This is a genomic window from Cobetia sp. BMC6 (assembly GCF_029991385.1).
Classification (GTDB): domain Bacteria; phylum Pseudomonadota; class Gammaproteobacteria; order Pseudomonadales; family Halomonadaceae; genus Cobetia.
Genome location: NZ_JAKUMF010000004.1, coordinates 83,552 through 102,776 on the forward strand (window position 1 = coordinate 83,552; position 19,225 = coordinate 102,776).

Sequence of the window (19,225 nt, forward strand, 5' to 3'; positions counted from 1 at the left end):
GAAGGTGCCGGACTCGACGAGACGGCACCTCCCCTGCGTCTGCTGACCTTCAACATGCAGGTCGGTATCCATACCGCGGCGTGGCATCACTATGTCACCCGCGGTTGGCAGCATGTGCTGCCCCACCCGATGCGCCGCAAGCGTCTGGAGCTGATCGCCGCCGCCATCACGCCCTACGACATCGTCGGACTGCAGGAGGTGGACGGTGGCAGTTTCCGCTCCGGCAACGTCAATCAGGTCGATTCACTGGCCGAGACGGCCGAATTCCCGCATCGCTATCAGCAGCTCAACCGCAACCTGGGCCGCCTGGCTCAGCACAGCAACGGCCTGCTGTCGCGCCTGCCGATCAGTCATCTCGAAGAGCACAGCCTGCCCGGCACTCTGCCGGGGCGCGGGGCCATCCATGCCCGCTTCGGCGAGGGCGAACACGCTCTGCATGTCTTCGTCACCCACCTGGCACTCGGTGCCCGTATCCAGCATCGTCAGCTGCAGTACCTTGGCGAGCTGATCGCGCCCCTCAAGCATGTCATCGTGATGGGTGACCTCAATTGCACGCTGGCCCAGCTTCGTCAGCACAAGGCGTTCAGCGAGGCTCTCGATTCCCGCCCCAGCAAGGCCATCAACAGCTACCCGGCCTGGCAGCCACGCCGTGGGCTCGACCATATCCTGGTCTCCTCGACGCTGCGCTTGAGCCACCCGACCACGCTGTCACACCTGTTCTCCGACCATCTGCCGCTTGCGGTAGAAGTCCATCTGCCAGCCGCATGCCGCAAGGCGATCGGGCTCGCCTGACGCCTGTCTCTCTTGCATAGGCATCCCTGACGTCTGCCTCTCCCTCTCTGACGCCCGGTTCTCACGACTCAAGCTTCCGCCAGCTATCCATGGCTTGCCAGCGGCTGTCTGTGCCATGACGCTTGCGCCCGCCGCCGCGTCTGCGGCGCATCGCTTGCTATCTGTTGGATGCGCATAACGCGACCTGCCGCGACCTTTCTTGCCCTATCACTCGCCTGCCTGCCGGCATTGCTTCGCCTATCCCACTGTAAGCAAAGGCAAAGTCAGCCTGTCAGACCAATGATCCATTTGTTGTTGTGGCGCCGCTCGCTACTCTTTGTCTGCCAATGACGTGGATTAATCGTTGACTTAGCGATGACTGATGACATACCGCATCCGAGCGACGTCACTTACAGGGATGAAGCGTGGAATAGCGTTGTTCAAAGCAATGCCATCACGGCTTGCTGCACACCGCGACTGACCACAACATGAGCAACATCTGAATTGGCGACCTTGCCAGCAATCGCTTGCAACACAAGCGCTTGGTAAAGACACAGCAAACGCTGTCGGCAAAGCAACAACAACACCAACAATCATCACCTGCTACCCGCAGGCCAAGGGGACTCCATGTCTGCCAATGCCTCTACCCCCGGCTGGCTCACAGGGCTCGACCGCATGACCGAGGGGCTGGGACGCTGCGTATCCTGGCTGGTCGTCATCATGATGCTGGTCGAATTCACCATCGTGATGCTGCGCTACGCCTTCAATATCAACAGCATCCCCATGCAGGAATCCGTGATGTACATGCACGCGGCCGTCTTCCTGCTCGCCGCCAGCTACACGCTCAAGCACGACGGCCATGTGCGGGTGGATATCTTCTATCAGCGCATGTCGCACCGCGGAAAGTCGTGGGTCGATCTCGGCGGCACCCTGTTCCTGCTGTTCCCGGTGATGACATTCATCCTGCTCTCCAGCCTCGGTTACGTGGGCGATTCCTGGGGCATCAAGGAAGCCTCCCCCGAATCCGGCGGCCTGCCGGGCGTCTACCTGCTCAAGACCCTGATTCCAGCCATCGCCATCCTGATGATGTTGCAAGGCGTGGCGGAAGCCGGCCGCCACCTGCTGTTCCTGATGGGCCGCCTGCCCTCCCCGCATGCGAGCGATGACACCCCTGACCACGATGAGGAGCTGGTGTAATGCTCGAGATCATGCCACTGCTGCTGTTCGTGTGTATCTGTATCGTCCTGATGCTGGGCTATCCGGTGGCGCTGTCACTGGCCGGTACCGCGCTTGCCTTCGCCGGACTCGGCATGGGGCTGGACGCACTGGGCATTACCCAGGGCGTATTCGATGCCAGCTTCCTGTCCGCGATGCCCAACCGCCTCTACGGCACCATGACCAACCAGACCCTGCTGGCCGTGCCATTGTTCGTGTTGATGGGCGTGCTGCTGGAGAAGTCCAAGGTCGCCGAAACGCTGCTCGACGCCATGGCACTGATGTTCGGCTCGCTGCGCGGCGGGCTGGGAATTTCCGTGACCATCGTCGGCATGCTGCTGGCCGCCTCCACCGGTATCGTCGGCGCGACCGTCGTCACCATGGGCCTGTTGTCTTTGCCGACCATGCTCAAACGCGGCTATGACCCGTCACTGGCCACCGGCGCCATCTGTGCCACCGGCACCCTGGGACAGATCATCCCGCCGTCCATCGCGCTGGTCCTGCTGGGCGACGTGCTGTCTTCGGCCTATCAGCAGGCCCAGCTGTCGATGGGCATCTGGAGCCCGAAGACCGTCTCGGTGGGTGACCTGTTCATCGGCGCGCTGATTCCGGGCCTGATCCTGGTGCTCGCCTATATCGTCTACATCGCCATGGTCGCCTGGCTGAAACCGGAAAAGGCGCCGGCCGTCGACCGTGATGCGCTGATGGAAGAGCTGGGGCATACCGGCAGCATCTTCTGGCTGATGATGAAGGGGCTGGTGCCGCCGATCGTGTTGATCGTCTGTGTGCTCGGCTCGATTCTCGGCGGTCTCGCGACCCCGACAGAAGCCTCTGCCGTGGGCGCCTTCGGTGCACTGATGCTGGCCCTCGCCAACCGCAAGCTGAGCCTGAAGACCCTGACGGAAGTGGTGCGCTCCACCACCAACGTCACCTCGATGGTGTTCCTGATCCTGATCGGTGCCGCGCTGTTCTCTCTGGTATTCCGCGGCTTCGGCGGCGAAGAGGTCGTCACCGAGATCTTCGAGAACATGCCCGGCGGCGTCATCGGAGCCACCCTGGTGGTGATGCTGGTGATCTTCCTGCTCGGCTTCATCCTCGACTTCATCGAGATCACCTTCGTGGTGGTGCCGATCGTCGGCCCGGTGCTGCTGGCCATGGGCCTCGACCCGATCTGGCTGGGCATCATGATCGCCATCAACCTGCAGACTTCCTTCCTGACGCCGCCGTTCGGTTTCGCGCTGTTCTACCTGCGCGGCGTGGCCCCCAAGGAAGTCAGCACCAAGCAGATCTACAAGGGTGTCATTCCGTTCATCCTGATCCAGCTGTGCATGCTGGGGGCGCTGGCCGCCTTCCCGGACCTGGCGACCTGGCTGCCGGCCCAGTTCTAGGCCACGACTGACGAGACAGCACAAAGACAGAATACGGACAGAACAACACAGAGCAGCAACTGAATTGGCGGGGCCTGCCCCGTCAGCTGATGGGAGAGCCGCCAGTCGGCTCATACAGATGCACGGGAGCCGTTCGCGGCCCACCTCTTGCCCAGCGCCGGTCACTGACCGGTGCACAACAACAATCGGGCACTTCAAGGAGCATGCCATGCAACTCAACAAACTCGCCTTCGGTATCGCCGTCGGCACCATGACCGCCATGGGCACCCTGCCGGCCGTTGCCAACGCCGCCGATACCTTCACCTGGAAGATGGTCACCTCATGGCCGAAGAACTTCCCGGGGGTGGGCCAGGGGCCGGAACGCCTCGCACGTCTGGTCGATGAGATGTCCGACGGCCGTCTCAAGATCAAGGTCTATGGCGCAGGCCAGCTGGTGCCGGGCTTCGAGGTACTCGATACCGTCTCTTCCGGTACCGCGCAGATCGGTCACTCGGCTTCCTACTACTGGAAAGGCAAGGCGCCGGAAGCCCAGTTCTTCGCCGCCGTCCCCTTCGGCATGACCGCGCAGGAAATGAACGCCTGGCTGCATTACGGCGGCGGCCTGGAGCTGTGGAACGAGGTCTACGACAAGTTCGGCGTCGAAGTCATGGCCGGTGGCGCCTCGGGCGTGCAGATGGGCGGCTGGTTCAACAAGGAGATCAACTCGGTCGCCGACCTCGATGGCCTGAAGATGCGTATCCCGGGGCTGGGTGGCGATGTCATGCAGCAGATGGGCGTGGCGACGGTCAGCATGCCGGGCGGCGAGATCTTCACCTCGCTGCAGTCCGGTGCCATCGATGCCACCGAGTGGATCGGTCCGTACAACGACCTGGCCTTCGGTCTCTATCAGGCCGCCAAGTACTACTACTACCCGGGCTGGCACGAGCCGACCGTCACCTTCGAGGCCATCGTCAACGACGACGCCATGGCCGAGCTGCCCAAGGACCTGCAGGCCATCCTGCGTTCCGCGGTACGTGACGTGAACCAGGACATGCTCGACGAGTACACCGCGCGCAACAACGATGCCCTCGAGACACTGCTCAACGAGCACAAGGTCGAGCTGCGCCGTTACCCGCAGGACGTGCTCGACAAGGCGCGCGAGCTGTCCGGCGACGTGGTCAAGAAACTCGGCGAGTCCAACGATCTGGCCGGCCGCATCTACGAGTCCTATACCACCTTCGAAGGCAAGGTCGAGAAGTGGCATGAGGTCTCTGAACAGGCCTACCTGAACGCACGTAATCCGGAAGGCGTGCAGTAAAACTGCGTTACCTGCGCCGCACTCCCGCGAGGCGGCGCAGTCCTGTCATCCAATGCTTGCAGCCGCCCCCTCGGGGGGCGGCTTTTTCGTGTCTGTGCGATCAGCTTTCGAGCAGGAAGGTCACCGGCCCGTCATTGAGTAACGAGACCTGCATGTTGGCGCCGAAGCGTCCGGTCTCGATTCCCACCCCGAGCTCTCTCCCGCGCTCACGCGCCTTGTCGACCAGATAGGTGAACAACCGCTCGCCCTCCGCCGGTGGCGCCGCCGAGGAGAAGCTGGGACGCATGCCGCTGCCGGTGTCCGCCGCCAGCGTGAACTGCGAGACCAGCAGCAGACTGCCGCCCGCCTGCTGGACGTTGAGGTTCATCTTGTCGTTCTCGTCAGCGAAGACTCGGTAATGCAGCATCTTGTGCAGCAGCTTGTCGGCACGAGCCTCATCATCGCCCTTCTCGACGCCCACCAGTACCAGCAAGCCGCCCTCGATGGCGCCGACGCTCTCCTCCTCCACCACGACTTCTGCCCGTGTGACGCGCTGGATCAATGCTCGCATGCCGCTTGCTCCTTCAAGAGATGGATGATGGTTCATGACATTGGGTGCTCGGGAGCATACCAGACGCGAACGCCCCGCAGACTGAGCCTGCGGGGCGCGACAGGTGTTACTTGAGAGGATGGGAGGCGCTGCTAGTTGGCGAGGCTGGGCAGGAACAGCGCGATCTGCGGGAACAGCATCAGCAGCACCGTCGCCAGCAACAGCAGGGCAATGAAGGGCGGCGTCCCCCGGATGACCTCCATGTACGGTTTTCGAAATACCGCCACCGCCGTGAAGATGTCGCAGCCAAAGGGCGGAGTCGCCGAGCCTATCGCCGCCTGCAGGGTGACCAGGGTGCCGACCAGCACCGGGTCCAGTCCGGCGGCATCGACTGCCGGCGCAAACACCGGCGCCAGAATCAGGATCACCACGATGGGGTCCACGAACATGCAGCCGACGAAGTAGGCCGCCGCGATCACTGCCAAGAGCGCCAGCGCGTGCTCCGACAGGTAGGGGATGTAGCCGCCGAGGATGGCATCCGGAATCTTGGCGAAGGAGATCATCCACGAGAAGCCCGCGCCCGCTGCCACCAGGATGAACACCACCGCGGTGATCAGTCCCGTGGAAAAGGCCACACCGGGCAGGTCCTTCAGGGTCACGCCGCGATAGATCAGCATCTCGAGAATCAGCGCGTAGATCACCGATACCGTGGCGGCCTCGGTCGGCGAGAACATGCCCGAGTAGATGCCGCCGATGATGATCACCGGGAAGCCCGCCGGCAGGCTGGCGCGCTTCAAGGCCTTGAAGCGTGCGGGCCAGTCCGCCTTGGGCTGCGGAGCAATGCCCAGCTTCCATGACTTCCACATGCAGTAGAGCGAGAACAGTACCAGGATCATCAACCCCGGGCCGATACCGGCGATGAACAGGTCACCCACCGAGGTACCGGTCGCGACACCATAGATGATCATGCCGATGGAGGGGGGAATCAGCAGCGCGATATCGGAGGCATTGATGATCAACGCGATGGTGAACTTGTCACTGTAACCGGCTTCCAGCAACCGCGGGCGCAGCGGGCGCCCCATCGCCACCACCGTGGCCTGGGTGGAGCCGGATACCGCCCCGAACAGAGTGCAGCCCAGCGCGGTGGTCACCGGCAGGCCACCGCGCCAGTGACCGACGAAACGCTCGACAAGGTCCAGCAGGCGCTGGGCAGTGGAACCCTTGAGCATGATATCGGCCGCCAGAATGAACATCGGCACCGCCGTCAGCACCACTGGCTGCAGGCCACCGATCATCTGCTGGATCACCAGCTCCGGCTTGAGGAAGGGAAAATCGCTGAACAACAAGAAAAAGGTGCCGACGCTCAATGGCACCATCATGGGTACCCCAAGCAACAGCAGCCCCACCATCACGAGCAGAATCCACATCGCAGCTTCCGTCCCTGGGTCAATGAAGTGTGATCAATCGTCTATCGAGGCTCGAGAAGACATTCCAGACGCAGTGGCTAGAGCGCGCCGCTGCCGTCGACTTCCTCGTTCTCGTCCATCTCCGCCGTACGCCATGACAACCAGGCGCCCTGCGCCAGCAGATTGCGCAGAATCGCCATCAGGTACTGGAGAGCCCCGAGCGCCAGTCCCAGCGGGACCACGGCATAGAGCGCCGCCAGCGACCAGCGCAGCGACGGCGTGACACGCCCGGACTTGGCCAGGCTCTGCAGATAATCCACCGCCAGCCAAGCGAGGTAGGCCAACAAGGCACAGGTGATGACCTGCCCGACGATCAGCAGCACCTTGCGCAACCATGGCGGCATGAAGTCCAGCAGCGCCGTCACGCGGATATGTCGCCCGGCGCGCGCGCCGTAGCTGATGCCGAGGAAGGTCAGCCACAGCTGCAGGATCTGCATCAGCTCTTCGGTGAACGGCAGGCTGTAGTTGAAGATGTTGCGCCCGATGACGTTGGCGATGCTGGCCGTCGCCATGCCCAGCACACACAGGGCGATCAACCAGCGCTCGACGTGCGCCAGTCCCTGGTCACCACGTTCGAACCAGGCGGCCAGACGGCGCAGCGGCGCAGGCAGATGTGCGAAGGGGTCCTGACCGCCATTCGTCTCGGCCGGGCTGGGGCGGGTCTCATCAGCGGAGGGAGACTTGGAGGGGGGCGAGTTCATGAAGCGGTTTCCTGTTGATGTGGCATCCTGCCAGATAGGCTTTCTACCAGACGTCATGCGCGCAGTGGTTTGCGCCAGACGACCAGCATTTGCCAGTACGATCCATTGAAATTTTCCTCGGCGCCGTCGTGATTTTCACTTTGGCTACTCTTGTTCTAGCTTTATTAGCGGCGCTTGAAATCAGTATGCAGCCGACGCACGGCATGTCGCTCCGGCGCCGGGGGCCGATTGTGAAGCCCTGGTGAGCAATGAGCAGAGCCTCGAGTACCAGAGACTCATGCGCACAAGCTCAGCTTGTTCATAATAAATTCTAATCACACTATCCAATTTGGTAATTTTTTTATTATATTAAGAATGGCAATATTATCTGAATGATGCAAGTTGCACGCCGGGTATGCCCAGAGCCGCCCGACGCTGATGGAAATCACACAAGGAGAACAAGATGACGATGCAATGGAACCCGTCACCCGAGCAGAATCGCGAGACGTCCAGGACTCCTGTTCCCCTTTCTCGTCTCGCCGCGCTCATCAAGGGAGGCGCCCTCACCGCTGGATTGGGCATGGCGGCGCTGGCCTCCGCGGGCGTGCAGGCGGACACCTGGCGTTTCGCGCTGGAGGAGGTCTCCGGCAGTGTGCAGGATGCCTACGCCCAGGAATTCAAGAAGCGCATCGAAGAGGCTTCCGGTGGTGACATCGATGTCGAGATCTACCCCTATGGGGCACTGGGTACCTCCTCACAGCTCACCGAACTGGTGCAGAGCGATGCCATCCAGCTGACCTTTGCCTCACCGGGTCACCTGGCCTCGGTGATTCCGGAGTCGGGCGTCTTCACGCTGCACTTCCTGTTCTCCGACGACAATGCCGTCAATGAAGAGGTGCTCGGCAGCTCCAAGGCCATCGACATGCTTTCCGAGGCCTACACCGAGCAGAACCTCCAGCTGCTGGGCGTGATTCCGGAAGGCTGGATGGTGTGGACCGGCAACCGCGACATCAAGACACCTGAGGACATGGAAGGCTTCAAGATCCGCACCATGACCTCGCCGATTCTGGTCGAGAGCTACCGCGGCTACGGGGCCAACCCGACGCCGATGCCCTATTCCGAGGTCTACTCCGGCCTGCAGCTGGGTCAGATCGACGGCCAGGTGAACCCGGTGTTCGCCATCCAGGAAATGAGCTTCTACGAAGTTCAGGACTACATGATCCAGGCCAAGCAGGCGCAGTTCATCACCACGCTGGTGGCCTCCAGTGACTTCTATTCCGGACTGGATGACGAGCAGCAGCAGATGCTCGACAAGATCACCAACGAGATGCGTCCGTACATCTTCGAGAAGCAGGAGGAGTACAACGCTGACCGTCTGGAGAAGATCAAGGAAGACAGCGACATCGAGATCATCACGCTGACCGATGAGCAGCGCGAAGCCTTCCGCCCGGTCGGCGAGAAGGGCTGGGAAGTCTATCGTGAGCAATCCGGTGAGCGCGGCAGCAAGATCCTCGACACCCTGCAGGCCGACATCAAGGCTGCCGAAGGCAAGTAAGCCCCAGGCAAGCGCGTCAGCCCCGCCAGGCGGATAGCAAAGAGCGAAAGAGTGATAGAAAGATAAAAAGTTGGAATGTTAGAAAGACGCGCACGAAAAACGCCCCTGCCGGGACTCCCGGCGGGGGCGTTTTTCGTGGTGTCTCGGTCCAGACGCAAGACGAGAGCGATGCCGCTGCAGATGAACCAGATAGGCTAGAGGGACCAGATAGACTAGAGAAGCCAGATGGAGAGCACGCGCTACTGCCCCAGCAGCTGGGTACGGAAATCCTGCTGAGCCGGCTCGTCGCCAAGCCAGATCGCAAACAGGCCATTGGCCAGCGCCAGCGAATCGCTTTCGAAGATGACCTGCCCGTTCAGCACCAGCGACAGCGTGCCTCTGCCCCCACCGGCGGGCAACCATTGCAGTGCATAGCGGTCCCCCGGCACGACGTCCTGATAGGCACGATTGAAGCGCGTCAATTCAGGCTCGATCGCCGCAAAATCCGCCGAGGACAGGTTCTTGCGCACGCCCTTGGTGGTCGCCTTGGCGAAGTCCTCGGCGTCGATGGCATGGAAGTACTCCAGCACCAGGCGGCGCGAGACATCCTTGAGCGGCGCCGGGCGCGGGCGACGCGCATCCTGATAATAGGCGCCGACATAGGCATCCCATAGCAGGTAGGTGAAGAGCCCACTGCCGATCAGCGTCAACGGCTGTCCGGACTGCGTGGTCACCTGATCCGCGAAGGTCACCCCCTTGATCTCGACGGCGAGCGCAGCCGGGCTGGTGGTGGCAAGCAGCGCCCCCATCACGCCCGCGGCCAGCCAGCGCGGCGCACTCGCCACCGGCGAACTGACGACACGCCAGGCGGTGTTCAGGTAGCAAACGGCGCCACGGACAGCTGACACGGACAAGCGATACAGCGATATAGGCATGGCATCTACTCGTTGGCTGGCAGGGATCAAGGGGAGCCTGCGGGGTTCATCACTCCTGCAGACTTTCACGGGCCTGGCTCTCGCTGACTTACCACAGGGCGTGGAAATGATGCACCGGCCCACGACCCTTGCCGACGTTGAGCTGGTCGGAGGCGCGCAGCGCGCCCAGCAGCCATTCGCGCGCCTCGACCACCGCCTGCGACAACGGCAGACCGTTCGCCAGTCGCGCCGTGATGGCAGAAGACATCGAGCAGCCGGTGCCGTGCAGGTTGTCGGTCTCGATACGTGGCGCGCACAGCCATTGCTCGCCGGCATCACTGACCAGCAGGTCATCACAGGCCTGCCCCTCAAGCGCCCCGCCCTTGATCAATACCGCCTTCGCGCCTCGGGCGCGCAGCTCGCGGGCGACCTCAGGCATGTCGGAGCGGCCGATCAGGCGACGCTCGCCCAGCAGTACCGCGGCTTCATGCAGGTTGGGCGTGATGATGTCGGCCAGCGGCACCAGGTGCTCGGCCACCGACTGGATGGCAGCATCATTGACCAGCGCATCACCACTCTTGGCGACCAGCACCGGGTCTAGCACGACCCAGCGCGGGCGACGCTGCTGAAGGCGGTCGGCGAGCATTTCCACCACCAGCGGATCGGCCACCATGCCGATCTTGGCGGCGCGGATATCGAGATCATCCAGCACGGCGTCCAGCTGTGCGGCGATGAATTCCCGCGAGACCGCCTCCACGCTGCGCACACCACAGGTATTCTGCGCCGTCAGCGCCGTGATCACGCTGGCCCCGTAGGCGCCCAGCGCAGAGAATGTCTTGAGGTCCGCCTGAATGCCGGCTCCCCCGGAGGGGTCTGAGCCCGCTATCGTCAGGACGCACGGAATATGCATGCAGGAAGCTCCCGAAATATGGCTTTGACGTGCCAACAGCATACCCGAGCTGAGGAGGGAAGAAAGCCACCCCCAGCGCCCTGACACCGTGAAAGACAGAAGAAAGTGATATGGATGAAGCGGCCTTACTGTCATTGCCGGGATTGACCTCGCTCGCCGTGATCTCGCTGGCCAGCGCCACCCTGCTGCCCGGTGGATCGGAAGCGGCCTTCGCGGGACTGTGGTGCCAGGGACACGCGCCCTGGGCGCTGTGGATCGCGGCGACGCTGGGCAACACGCTCGGCAGCCTGATCAACGTCGCCCTGGGGCGTGGCGCCCGCCGCCTGCGCACACGGCGCTGGTTTCCGGTCTCGCGGCGCGCATTGGCGCGCGGCACTCTGTGGTATCGCCGCTTCGGCGCCTGGAGCCTGCTGCTGAGCTGGGCCCCGCTGATCGGCGACCCGCTGACGGTGCTGGCGGGGGTCTTCCGGCTGGCGTGGTGGAAAAGCATCGTCCTGATCGTGATCGCCAAGGGCGGACGCTATGCATTGCTGCTGCTGGCAGCCGACCTGTGGCTGACGCCCTGGTGTCAATGACCGGCGCACGGCTGCTGCTCCTGTCTTCCTCCTTGTCTCTGCCCATGCCACTGCCCCTGCCGCCTCAGTCAGTCGCTTGAATGAGATCGCAGACACGCAAGGCGAGGATGCGTGCTATGCTGACAGGCGCCATGCTGCACTGCACAATAAAAGCGCTTCCATTGCTTGGGCCCAGTGCCTCATTGCCTGGATCAGGTGCTTCATTGCCCTTGATATGCACCTCGTCACCCTTTCGCTGCCTCCACGAGCCCACGCCTCCCCCATCACATGGCGTCTCGCTCGCGACGGTCCCCCTGACCTCGGGCATTCCCCGGCGGAGTGCTGCACTACTAGAGAGGAGAAGGTTTCATGCGTGATACATCCTGCGACTTCTGCGCCGATGCGCTCAATATTCTGGTGTTGCAAGGCGGTGGTGCGCTCGGCGCCTACCAGATCGGCATCTTCGAGGCGCTGGCCGAGGCCGGCATCCAGCCCGACTGGGTGGTCGGCACCTCGGTCGGCGCCATCAATGGCGCCCTGATCGCCGGCAATCCGGAGGGCGAGCGCCTCAAGGCCCTCGAGTCATTCTGGTACAGCATCGCCCAACCCGCTGCCAGCATGGGCCCCGCCTTCCATCCGTGGGAACGCAGTGTCGCGCGTACCTCTGCCATGCTGTGGGGCATCCCGGGCTTCTTCCGCCCGCGCCCGCTGTGGACGGTGCCGATCTGGCAGAGCTTCTTCGGCGAGCCACCCAGCCTCTACGACACCGAGCCGCTGGGGGACACGCTCAACCGACTGGTGGACTTCGAGCGACTCGATGCCCGCCACCCGGAGAATGTTCGCCTGTCGGTCGGGGCGGTGAATATCGGCAGCGGCGCACTGCGCTACTTCGACTCCTCGCATGAAGCGCTGGACCACCGCCATATTCTGGCCAGCGGCGCCCTGCCACCGGCCTTCCCGCCGGTGTGGGTCGATGGCGAAGCCTATTGGGATGGCGGTCTTTACTCCAATACGCCCGTCAGCTGGGTGCTGTCGGAGCGCCCGCATGGCGAGACGGTGGTCAACTGCTACGTGATCGACCTGTGGAGTGCCGATGGCAAGGTGCCGGAGACATTGCAGGAGGCGCAGCTGCGCGAGAAGGACATCCAGTATTCCAGCCGTGCCGGCGAGCATCTCCATCTGCTGGAAGAGAATCAGGCGCTGCGCATGGGAATCGAGAATCTCGCCGACCATCTGCCGGAGGAGCTGCGCCAGTCACCGAAGATCCAGCGCATCCTCGCCATGACCCAGCAGCCCTCGATCAACGTGGTGCGCCTGCTGGCCTCGGCGCGCCCGGGCGAGACCTCACTGAAGGATATCGACTTCTCGCGCGCGACCATCGACTCGCGGCGCGACAGTGGCTATCAGGACATGCAGGAAGTGCTGAGCCGCTGCAGCCAGTTTGCGCCGCTGCCGGAGGATATCGGGGTCATCGTGCGCAACTTCACGCGCAACGCCGACGGCGAGCTGGTCAGCCTGTCGACCCCTGATGCCAGCCCCGCCGACGATGACCAGGCGAGTATCTCGGCAGAGGACCTGCCCGGTCAGGCGACCGGCAGCTGAGCAGCGCTGACGACGATTCAGCACGATCCATCCACCCCCCATCGCAGCCGTCACTCGCTGGCGGCGCACCGGGTGGGTGTGGATAACCCGGTGTCGACAAGATGCCACCCGCCGAGTGGCCTCACCCGCGAGGTTGCGCGGCCCCCAGCCGTGAACACTCCTCGCGGGTAAGCTCGCGCCACTCCCCCGGCGCCAGCCCCTCGAGACTCAAGCCCGCCACCGACTCACGGTGCAGCCACACCACGCGATTGCCCAGGCTGCGCCACAGCCGCTTGATGTGATGATGGCGTCCCTCGTGCAGCGTCAGGCGTGCCTGGTCCGCGCTGAGAAACGCAAGCTGTGCCGGCAGTGTCGGGCGCGGATCATGTTCAAGCATCACCCCCTGGCGAACCTGTGCAATGGCGCTTTCCTGTTCGATCTCCGACAGGGGACGCTCCAGCCCCATGCGATAGCGCTTGGCGGGGCCCTCGAGCCCGGCAGCGCTGATGCGCGCCGAGACACCGCCGTCATTGGTCAGCAGCAGGGCGCCGGTCGTCGCACGATCAAGACGCCCGACATGGTGGATGTCGGCCAGCCAGCCACTGTCCTCGCCGCGTGCATTCAGCGTGTCACGCAGCACATCGATCACGGTGGGGTGTTCGGGGTCATGACAGGCCGTCACGACCCCGGCGGGCTTGTTGAGCAGGATATGACGCGGACGCCGCGCGACCTGCAGGCAGACGGTCGCGTCACTCACTGACAGGTGGATGTCATCGAAGGGGCCGACCTCATGCAGCGGGTCGCTGACCGTCGCGCCGTTGACCCGCACGCGCCCCGCCGCCAGCGCCGAGAGCGCATGACGGCGGTTGAGCTGTGGCTGACGTGTCAGCCAGCGGTCCAGCCGCATGGCCTAGTCCGCCGCCTTGAGCTGGGCTTCCATTTCTTCCAGCGCTTCCTGAGCCTCGAGCCACTCGGCTTCGGCCTCATCGAGGCGACTCTTGATCTCGCCCTGGCTGGCCAGCAATTTGGTCAGCTCCGTCTTGCGATCCGCCTCGTAGAGCGTGGCATCGCCCAGCGCTTCCTCGATCTTGTCCAGCTCGCCCTGCGCCTTGCTCATCTTCTGCTCGGCCTTGTCGCTGACCTTCTTGAGCGGGCGCAGCTTCTCGCGCAGTTCGGCCGCCTGACGGCGCGCCTCCTTGCGGTCCGGCGTGCGCGTGCTGCCAGTCCCTGCATCGGCATCCTTCTGGGCGCGCGCTTCCCGCCGCTCGCCCTCGACCCGCGCCTTGAGCCAGGCACGGTAATCATCCAGGTCACCATCGAAGGGCGTCACGCGGCCATCGGCGATGCACCAGAATTCATCGACGCAGGCACGCAGCAGGTGGCGGTCGTGAGAGACCAGGATCACGGTGCCCTCGAAGGTCGCCAGCGCATCGGTGAGCGCCTCGCGCATGTCGAGGTCCAGGTGGTTGGTCGGCTCGTCCAGCAACAGTAGATTGGGCTTCTGCCAGGCGATCAGCGACAGCGCCAGACGCGCCTTCTCACCACCGGAGAACGATTCCACCGTGGCGTAGACCTCATCGCCGTGGAAGCCGAAGCTGCCGAGGAAGGTGCGAATCTCCAGCTCACCCGCCGTCGGTGACAGACGCAGCACATGATTGAAGGGCGTCGAGGACAGGTCGAGCCCGTCCACCTGGTGCTGGGCGAAGTAGCCGATGGCCAGATGCTCGCCGGCGGTCCGCTGGCCCTCGACCAGCGCAAGCTCGCCGGTGAGCGCCTTGATCAGCGTCGACTTGCCGGCGCCGTTGGGGCCGAGCAGACCGATGCGCTGTCCCGGCAGCAGTGAGAAGCGTACCCCGGAAAGTTGCGGCGGCTGCCCGGGATAGCCGATCACCGCGCGGTCCAGCCCCAGCAGCGGATGCGAGATCCTGTCGGAGCACGGGATGGTGAAGTGGAACGGAGAGTCGGCCTTGACCGCCGCCGTCTCTTCCATGCGCTCCAGCATCTTCATGCGGCTCTGGGCCTGACGCGCCTTGGTGGCCTTGGCCTTGAAGCGGCGCACGAAATCCTCGATCTCGGCGCGCCGCGCCATGGTCTTCTCGTGCTCGACCTGCTCGCGCACCAGACGCTCGGAACGCGTGCGCTCGAAGCGGCTGTAGTTGCCCTTGTAGACCACCAGCTTGCGACGATCGAAGTGGATGATGTGATCACACACCGCATCGAGGAAGTCGCGGTCGTGGGAGATCAGCAGCAGCGCGCCGGGATAACGCGCCAGCCATTGCTCCAGCCACAGCAGCGCATCGAGATCCAGGTGGTTGGTCGGCTCATCCAGCAGCAGCAGATCAGACGGCGTGAACAGGGTGCGCGCCAGATTGGCACGCATGCGCCAGCCACCCGAGAAGGCCGCCAGCGGCTGACTGAGCTGCGCCTGGCTGAAGCCGAGGCCGACCAGCAGCTGCTCGGCACGTGCCCGTGCGGTGTAGCCATCAAGGGTATCGAAATGGGCGTGCAGCTCGGCCTGACGCTGGTGCTCGCCGCTCTCTTCGGCGGCCGCCAGGGCGCGCTCGGTCTCGCGCAGCGCGTGGTCCCCGTCCATGACGTAGTCGACGATCGGACGCTCCAGTGCATCGATTTCCTGCGCCATGTGCGCGACACGCACGCCACCGGCCAGCGATACCGTGCCGCTGTCGGGCGTCAGCTCGCCGAGGATCAGGCCGAACAGGCTCGACTTGCCGGCGCCGTTGGGGCCGACGATACCGGCCTTGTGACCGGCATGCAGCGTCAGATCCGCTTCGTCGATCAGCGGTGCTCCGCCGCGTTGCAGGGCGAGCTGGCGCAGTGCAATCATGACAACCTCGATCAGAAAATACGGGGGACGTCGGGCTCCCGTTCACCGCCACCGACACGAGCGCTACAACTCAGCAAGCTGATGAGCGCGACACGTGAAGAGACATCATCGGTGGCACGTGAAGAGACATCATCCGTGACACATGAAGAGACATCATCCGTGACACACGAAGAGGCCGACTTGATGGGCGCATATTCTATCGGATTGTGGGACTACGCGCTGTCTCTGTATGCCCTGCCCGGCGAGGTCGGCTCTGCGGGCAACTCTCAGCCGACGCCGGACATGATGAGTACCTGCCTGCTGCTGCAGGACGAGGCGGGACTCGATGTCTGCGAGCTGCTGTGGATTCACTGGCTGTCCGCCCATGGCATCGCCCTGGCCGCCTCGCCCACTCGCCTGCTGGAAGACGTGCGCGACTGGCAGGGCTGGATGACCGGCATGCTGCGCGAGCGCCGCCGTCAGTTGAAGCAGGAGCTGAAGACACTGCCCGCGACCCAGGACCCGGCCGCGGTGCAACGCCTGGAACGCCTCTATCAGCAGCTCAAGGCCTGCGAGCTTTCCGCCGAGCGGGAGACCCTCGCCCAGCTGGAAGAGCTGAGTCCTGCGCTGTCGTCAGCCGAAGGTGCGGCCGGTCTGCGGGCGCCCTTCGCGCATGTCGCGGACCCGCTGCAGGCCTTTCAACAATCACTGGCTCTGCTGAGTAGCAAGACGACGCTCGCCGTGGGGGATCACCCGACGGCTCGTGCCCTGCGCAGACTGGCACTGGCCCGCGTGCCCGCCGGCGCCTGACAACGCCAGCGAGATGCGGAACTTGTACGCGGCTGGTAGAGTCGGAGTAACACTAGTGCCCGAGGCAGGCCATGCCGCCTCGGTGTCAATTGCGTGTTTCGGGCCCGTCTCAGGCCCATTCCATCCTGAAGGAGTTTTCATGAAAAAGCTGGTCAGTGCCGTCGCGCTCGGCGCCCTCCTGGTCACCCCGTTCAGCTTTGCCGCCGATGACAGCCTCGCAGACGAGCAGGCACAGCTCAGCTATGGCATCGGCGCGACTCTGGGCAAGAGCCTCTCCCAGGACATCACCGATCTGGATCTCGACGCCTTCACTCAAGCCGTGCGTGATGTCTACGCCAAGGGCGACATGAAGATGAGCGACCAGGAAATCGCGGATTCGCTTTCCCGCTTCCAGCAGAAGAAGATGGAAGAGCAGAAGAAGATGGTCGAGCAGGAAGCGACCGACAACAAGGCAGAGGGTGACAAGTTCCTCGCCGACAACGCCAAGAAGGACGGCGTGAAGACACTGGATTCCGGCCTGCAGTACAAGGTGCTGGAATCCGGAGATGGCGCGACCCCGTCCGCTGAAGATACCGTCAAGGTGAACTATGAAGGCAAGCTGCTGGACGGCACCGTCTTCGACAGCTCCTACCAGCGTGGCGAGCCGGTCAGCTTCAAGGTCAACCAGGTCATCAAGGGCTGGCAGGAAGCACTGCAGGAAATGAGCGTCGGCGATACCTGGATGCTCTACGTCCCGGCCGAGCTTGCCTACGGCAAGGCTGGCACTGGCGGCCCGATCGGCCCGAACGAGACGCTGACCTTCAAGGTCGAGCTGCTCGACGTGACCAAGGCCGACGCCAAGCAGTAATGGCGGCGTGAGCCTCCCCTGCTGGTAACCGGCAAGCACTGCTGCCGGTAGCAACGAAAGAGCCGCCCGATGGGCGGCTCTTTGCGTTTCTGGCAATGGCGGATGTCCGCTGATTCTCCCCTCCAGAAATCCCTGTACGGACGCCGCCAGCCTGTGGATAAAACTGTGGGGAAGCTATTGACCACAGGTTGACAACCGGCCTTCATGGTGCCTGTCGCGGCAGTGATGCTGGTTGAACGCAAAGCAACCACTGACTTGACATTTTTAGTCGATATCGCGTAACAGTTTGTTTTTACTAGTTTTTATAAATCAGCTCTTGACGGCACTGCGTTGCGTGTACGAGGCATCATGATTATCCACAAAATTTTCCTTGAGCGCTTGCCAACTTGTGGACAATGTGTATTTCACCTCTTGGCAAGGCCTGAAGGCGCGGCGTATTCAGCGGGTGCACGCAGGGCTCAATCAGCGGTCGCGCTCAGGACGCGCGTCACGCCAGCGCGAACACCCGCCGGCCCCGGCGTGAATGGAATGCGATCGTAGATACGTCCCTGAGCAGAGACGAGATAGAGCGCGGCGCCATGATCGATGGTGTAACCCAGCGCGGAGTCCTGCGCCTCGACACGCCGATAGCTGACCCCATAGCGCCGCGCCACATCGGCGAGTGCCGCCTGGCTGCCGGTAATACCCTGAAAGCGTGGCCCGAAGTGCCCGGTGTACTCGGCCAGCCGGGCAGGCGTGTCGCGCTCGGGGTCCAGCGAGACCATCACCGGCACCACGCGCGCCGCCGCCCGGGGTGGCAGTTCAGACATCACCTGACGCAGCGCCGCCAGCGTCATCGGACAGACATCCGGGCACTGGGTGTAGCCGAAGTAGAGCGCGATGACCGGCGTGGCCTGCGCGTCGGCGGCCTCGCCCATCGTCACCTCCGCCAGCGTGAAGTCACCCTGCTGTGATTCGAGCTGGATGGGGCCGCCCAGACTGGCCCAGGCCTGCATGCCCGCAACCGGCGCCATGTCCTGCTGCGCCTGCTGCCAGGCGACACCGGCTCCGATCACGGCCGCCAGGCCGATGGCGCCCAGCAGCCACCAGCGTCTGGCGACTCCCTTGCCCAACTGATGGCTCTCCTGCTGGCGGGTACCTGACTGTCCATCCTGTGACTTTCGCTCTTCTCCCATCCCCGCCTCCCGGTATTCTCATGCCTGAAACGATGCCCCTGCCGGCCGGGCTCAACGCCAACGGCTAGCTGCCCTGATGCGTCGGGCGGGTATCACTGCGAAACAATTGATCGACCGAGCTTTCGAGCTGCTCCGCCGTGGTGGCCTGCGGATGACTATCGAAATCGAACCAGCTGCCCAGTCGGCCACGCTCGGTGGTCACGATCACCTGCGCGCGCCACGCCATGGTCGCACTGCTGCAGAATCCCAGCTGCCCTTCCCCCTGCCAATGCTGGCGCTCGAGGCTCTGGGCATCGGTGGTGCTCAACACGCTGCGCTTCACGCCCATGTCCATGTGGCGACCGATGAAGTCCACCTCGACCCCCTCCGGTGAGACGCCCTCCGTCATCACGCGGATGCCCAACGGCGTCAGCGGGCTGATATCGCCGTCCAGCGCCAGAGTAATACGCCCGAAGCGGCCCAGTTCGGCAGTGCAGGGGGCATGATTGAGCTCGCAGGACTGATTGGGCGCGAACCAGGTCACCTTGCCGTTGCTGCCATCACGTACCAGGTAATAGTCGATCAGGTAATACAGCGAGACCACGATGGTGATCAGCGTGACGATGATCAGCAGATTGAGCAGCCGCGGGCGGGCATTGTCTTCTTCTACGCGATACATGGCAGTTCCGGCAACGGTCCGGCAGCGCATCGACAGGCAAGGCGCCCCGAATGGGAAAGAAAGTGACGTGAT

The 19,225-nt window shown here is 63.5% G+C and carries 18 protein-coding genes; 9 read left to right on the forward strand and 9 right to left on the reverse strand.

Translation table 11 applies throughout. The features are described 5' to 3' along the window. Positions 1 to 54 precede the first annotated feature (54 nt). The 4 genes from MKZ40_RS09880 (at position 55) to MKZ40_RS09895 (ending at position 4,671) form a co-directional block, all read left to right on the forward strand. Positions 55 to 792, forward strand: a complete 738-nt coding sequence (locus MKZ40_RS09880) for an endonuclease/exonuclease/phosphatase family protein (RefSeq protein WP_225996620.1) — start codon at positions 55 to 57, stop codon at positions 790 to 792. Positions 793 to 1,398: 606 nt separating this feature from the next. Then, complete coding sequence (locus tag MKZ40_RS09885; protein WP_043333327.1) at positions 1,399 to 1,968, forward strand: TRAP transporter small permease subunit; 570 nt, start codon at positions 1,399 to 1,401, stop codon at positions 1,966 to 1,968. Beyond that, positions 1,968 to 3,374: a TRAP transporter large permease subunit gene (locus MKZ40_RS09890; RefSeq protein ID WP_175089013.1), complete on the forward strand. Its 1,407-nt coding sequence runs from the start codon at positions 1,968 to 1,970 to the stop codon at positions 3,372 to 3,374. Before MKZ40_RS09885 ends, MKZ40_RS09890 begins: the two co-directional genes overlap by 1 nt. A 250-nt stretch (positions 3,375 to 3,624) precedes the next feature. Beyond that, on the forward strand, positions 3,625 to 4,671 hold the full coding sequence (locus MKZ40_RS09895; protein WP_253063601.1) for a TRAP transporter substrate-binding protein: 1,047 nt from the start codon (positions 3,625 to 3,627) through the stop codon (positions 4,669 to 4,671). A 100-nt stretch (positions 4,672 to 4,771) separates the two neighbouring features. On the opposite strand, the gene dtd is transcribed toward MKZ40_RS09895, so the two are convergent. The 3 genes from dtd to MKZ40_RS09910 form a co-directional block, all read right to left on the reverse strand. Further along, positions 4,772 to 5,221 carry a D-aminoacyl-tRNA deacylase gene (dtd, locus tag MKZ40_RS09900; protein WP_175089011.1) on the reverse strand — a complete coding sequence of 150 codons (450 nt, stop codon included), beginning with the start codon at positions 5,219 to 5,221 and terminating at the stop codon, positions 4,772 to 4,774. Between the two features lie 131 nt (positions 5,222 to 5,352). Next, on the reverse strand, positions 5,353 to 6,627 hold the full coding sequence (locus MKZ40_RS09905; protein ID WP_175089010.1) for a TRAP transporter large permease: 1,275 nt from the start codon (positions 6,625 to 6,627) through the stop codon (positions 5,353 to 5,355). A gap of 77 nt (positions 6,628 to 6,704) precedes the next feature. Further along, entirely contained in the window at positions 6,705 to 7,367 is a 663-nt protein-coding gene (locus MKZ40_RS09910; RefSeq protein WP_175089009.1) for a TRAP transporter small permease, read from the reverse strand. A 442-nt stretch (positions 7,368 to 7,809) separates the two neighbouring features. On the opposite strand from MKZ40_RS09910, the gene dctP reads away from it, so the two are divergent. Beyond that, the gene (gene dctP, locus MKZ40_RS09915) at positions 7,810 to 8,901 is read left to right on the forward strand and encodes a TRAP transporter substrate-binding protein DctP (protein ID WP_254627030.1); all 1,092 of its coding nucleotides are present in this window, start codon (positions 7,810 to 7,812) and stop codon (positions 8,899 to 8,901) included. Positions 8,902 to 9,140: 239 nt separating this feature from the next. Here dctP and MKZ40_RS09920 read toward each other — a convergent pair whose 3' ends face one another. Both MKZ40_RS09920 and thiD read right to left on the reverse strand, forming a co-directional pair. Next, positions 9,141 to 9,815, reverse strand: coding sequence for a chalcone isomerase family protein (locus tag MKZ40_RS09920; protein WP_175089008.1), 675 nt, complete (start codon positions 9,813 to 9,815; stop codon positions 9,141 to 9,143). An 88-nt stretch (positions 9,816 to 9,903) separates the two neighbouring features. Next, positions 9,904 to 10,704 carry a bifunctional hydroxymethylpyrimidine kinase/phosphomethylpyrimidine kinase gene (thiD, locus tag MKZ40_RS09925; RefSeq protein ID WP_175089007.1) on the reverse strand — a complete coding sequence of 267 codons (801 nt, stop codon included), beginning with the start codon at positions 10,702 to 10,704 and terminating at the stop codon, positions 9,904 to 9,906. Between the two features lie 143 nt (positions 10,705 to 10,847). On the opposite strand from thiD, the gene MKZ40_RS09930 reads away from it, so the two are divergent. Both MKZ40_RS09930 and MKZ40_RS09935 read left to right on the forward strand, forming a co-directional pair. Further along, the gene (locus tag MKZ40_RS09930) at positions 10,848 to 11,279 is read left to right on the forward strand and encodes a YqaA family protein (RefSeq protein WP_054556479.1); all 432 of its coding nucleotides are present in this window, start codon (positions 10,848 to 10,850) and stop codon (positions 11,277 to 11,279) included. A gap of 348 nt (positions 11,280 to 11,627) precedes the next feature. Further along, positions 11,628 to 12,860 (forward strand): patatin-like phospholipase family protein, encoded by a 1,233-nt coding sequence (locus MKZ40_RS09935; RefSeq protein ID WP_175089006.1) that lies wholly within the window; start codon positions 11,628 to 11,630, stop codon positions 12,858 to 12,860. 121 nt (positions 12,861 to 12,981) lie between these two features. Here the strand turns inward: MKZ40_RS09935 and MKZ40_RS09940 are convergent, their stop codons facing one another. Next, positions 12,982 to 13,746 (reverse strand): pseudouridine synthase, encoded by a 765-nt coding sequence (locus MKZ40_RS09940; protein WP_175089005.1) that lies wholly within the window; start codon positions 13,744 to 13,746, stop codon positions 12,982 to 12,984. A gap of 3 nt (positions 13,747 to 13,749) precedes the next feature. Continuing rightward, positions 13,750 to 15,684: an ATP-binding cassette domain-containing protein gene (locus MKZ40_RS09945; protein ID WP_175089004.1), complete on the reverse strand. Its 1,935-nt coding sequence runs from the start codon at positions 15,682 to 15,684 to the stop codon at positions 13,750 to 13,752. Positions 15,685 to 15,867: 183 nt separating this feature from the next. Here MKZ40_RS09945 and MKZ40_RS09950 point away from each other — a divergent pair, with 183 nt between their 5' ends. Next, positions 15,868 to 16,473 (forward strand): TIGR02444 family protein, encoded by a 606-nt coding sequence (locus MKZ40_RS09950; RefSeq protein ID WP_175089003.1) that lies wholly within the window; start codon positions 15,868 to 15,870, stop codon positions 16,471 to 16,473. Positions 16,474 to 16,612: 139 nt separating this feature from the next. Further along, complete coding sequence (locus MKZ40_RS09955; protein ID WP_175089002.1) at positions 16,613 to 17,320, forward strand: FKBP-type peptidyl-prolyl cis-trans isomerase; 708 nt, start codon at positions 16,613 to 16,615, stop codon at positions 17,318 to 17,320. 458 nt (positions 17,321 to 17,778) lie between these two features. On the opposite strand, the gene MKZ40_RS09960 is transcribed toward MKZ40_RS09955, so the two are convergent. Next, positions 17,779 to 18,495: an SCO family protein gene (locus tag MKZ40_RS09960; protein WP_175089001.1), complete on the reverse strand. Its 717-nt coding sequence runs from the start codon at positions 18,493 to 18,495 to the stop codon at positions 17,779 to 17,781. Between the two features lie 64 nt (positions 18,496 to 18,559). Further along, positions 18,560 to 19,153 carry a hypothetical protein gene (locus MKZ40_RS09965; protein ID WP_175089000.1) on the reverse strand — a complete coding sequence of 198 codons (594 nt, stop codon included), beginning with the start codon at positions 19,151 to 19,153 and terminating at the stop codon, positions 18,560 to 18,562. Positions 19,154 to 19,225: the final 72 nt, after the last annotated feature.

Bases quoted from the DNA above. Each gene is read 5' to 3' on its own strand.
- MKZ40_RS09960 (WP_175089001.1), bottom strand. From the start codon at position 18,495: ATGGGAGAAGAGCGAAAGTCACAGGATGGACAGTCAGGTACCCGCCAG.
- dctP (WP_254627030.1), top strand. From the start codon at position 7,810: ATGACGATGCAATGGAACCCGTCACCCGAGCAGAATCGCGAGACGTCC.
- thiD (WP_175089007.1), bottom strand. From the start codon at position 10,704: ATGCATATTCCGTGCGTCCTGACGATAGCGGGCTCAGACCCCTCCGGG.
- MKZ40_RS09885 (WP_043333327.1), top strand. From the start codon at position 1,399: ATGTCTGCCAATGCCTCTACCCCCGGCTGGCTCACAGGGCTCGACCGC.
- MKZ40_RS09935 (WP_175089006.1), top strand. From the start codon at position 11,628: ATGCGTGATACATCCTGCGACTTCTGCGCCGATGCGCTCAATATTCTG.
- MKZ40_RS09905 (WP_175089010.1), bottom strand. From the start codon at position 6,627: ATGTGGATTCTGCTCGTGATGGTGGGGCTGCTGTTGCTTGGGGTACCC.
- MKZ40_RS09955 (WP_175089002.1), top strand. From the start codon at position 16,613: ATGAAAAAGCTGGTCAGTGCCGTCGCGCTCGGCGCCCTCCTGGTCACC.
- MKZ40_RS09890 (WP_175089013.1), top strand. From the start codon at position 1,968: ATGCTCGAGATCATGCCACTGCTGCTGTTCGTGTGTATCTGTATCGTC.
- MKZ40_RS09920 (WP_175089008.1), bottom strand. From the start codon at position 9,815: ATGCCTATATCGCTGTATCGCTTGTCCGTGTCAGCTGTCCGTGGCGCC.
- MKZ40_RS09945 (WP_175089004.1), bottom strand. From the start codon at position 15,684: ATGATTGCACTGCGCCAGCTCGCCCTGCAACGCGGCGGAGCACCGCTG.
- MKZ40_RS09965 (WP_175089000.1), bottom strand. From the start codon at position 19,153: ATGTATCGCGTAGAAGAAGACAATGCCCGCCCGCGGCTGCTCAATCTG.
- MKZ40_RS09940 (WP_175089005.1), bottom strand. From the start codon at position 13,746: ATGCGGCTGGACCGCTGGCTGACACGTCAGCCACAGCTCAACCGCCGT.
- MKZ40_RS09910 (WP_175089009.1), bottom strand. From the start codon at position 7,367: ATGAACTCGCCCCCCTCCAAGTCTCCCTCCGCTGATGAGACCCGCCCC.
- dtd (WP_175089011.1), bottom strand. From the start codon at position 5,221: ATGCGAGCATTGATCCAGCGCGTCACACGGGCAGAAGTCGTGGTGGAG.
- MKZ40_RS09880 (WP_225996620.1), top strand. From the start codon at position 55: ATGCAGGTCGGTATCCATACCGCGGCGTGGCATCACTATGTCACCCGC.
- MKZ40_RS09895 (WP_253063601.1), top strand. From the start codon at position 3,625: ATGACCGCCATGGGCACCCTGCCGGCCGTTGCCAACGCCGCCGATACC.
- MKZ40_RS09950 (WP_175089003.1), top strand. From the start codon at position 15,868: ATGGGCGCATATTCTATCGGATTGTGGGACTACGCGCTGTCTCTGTAT.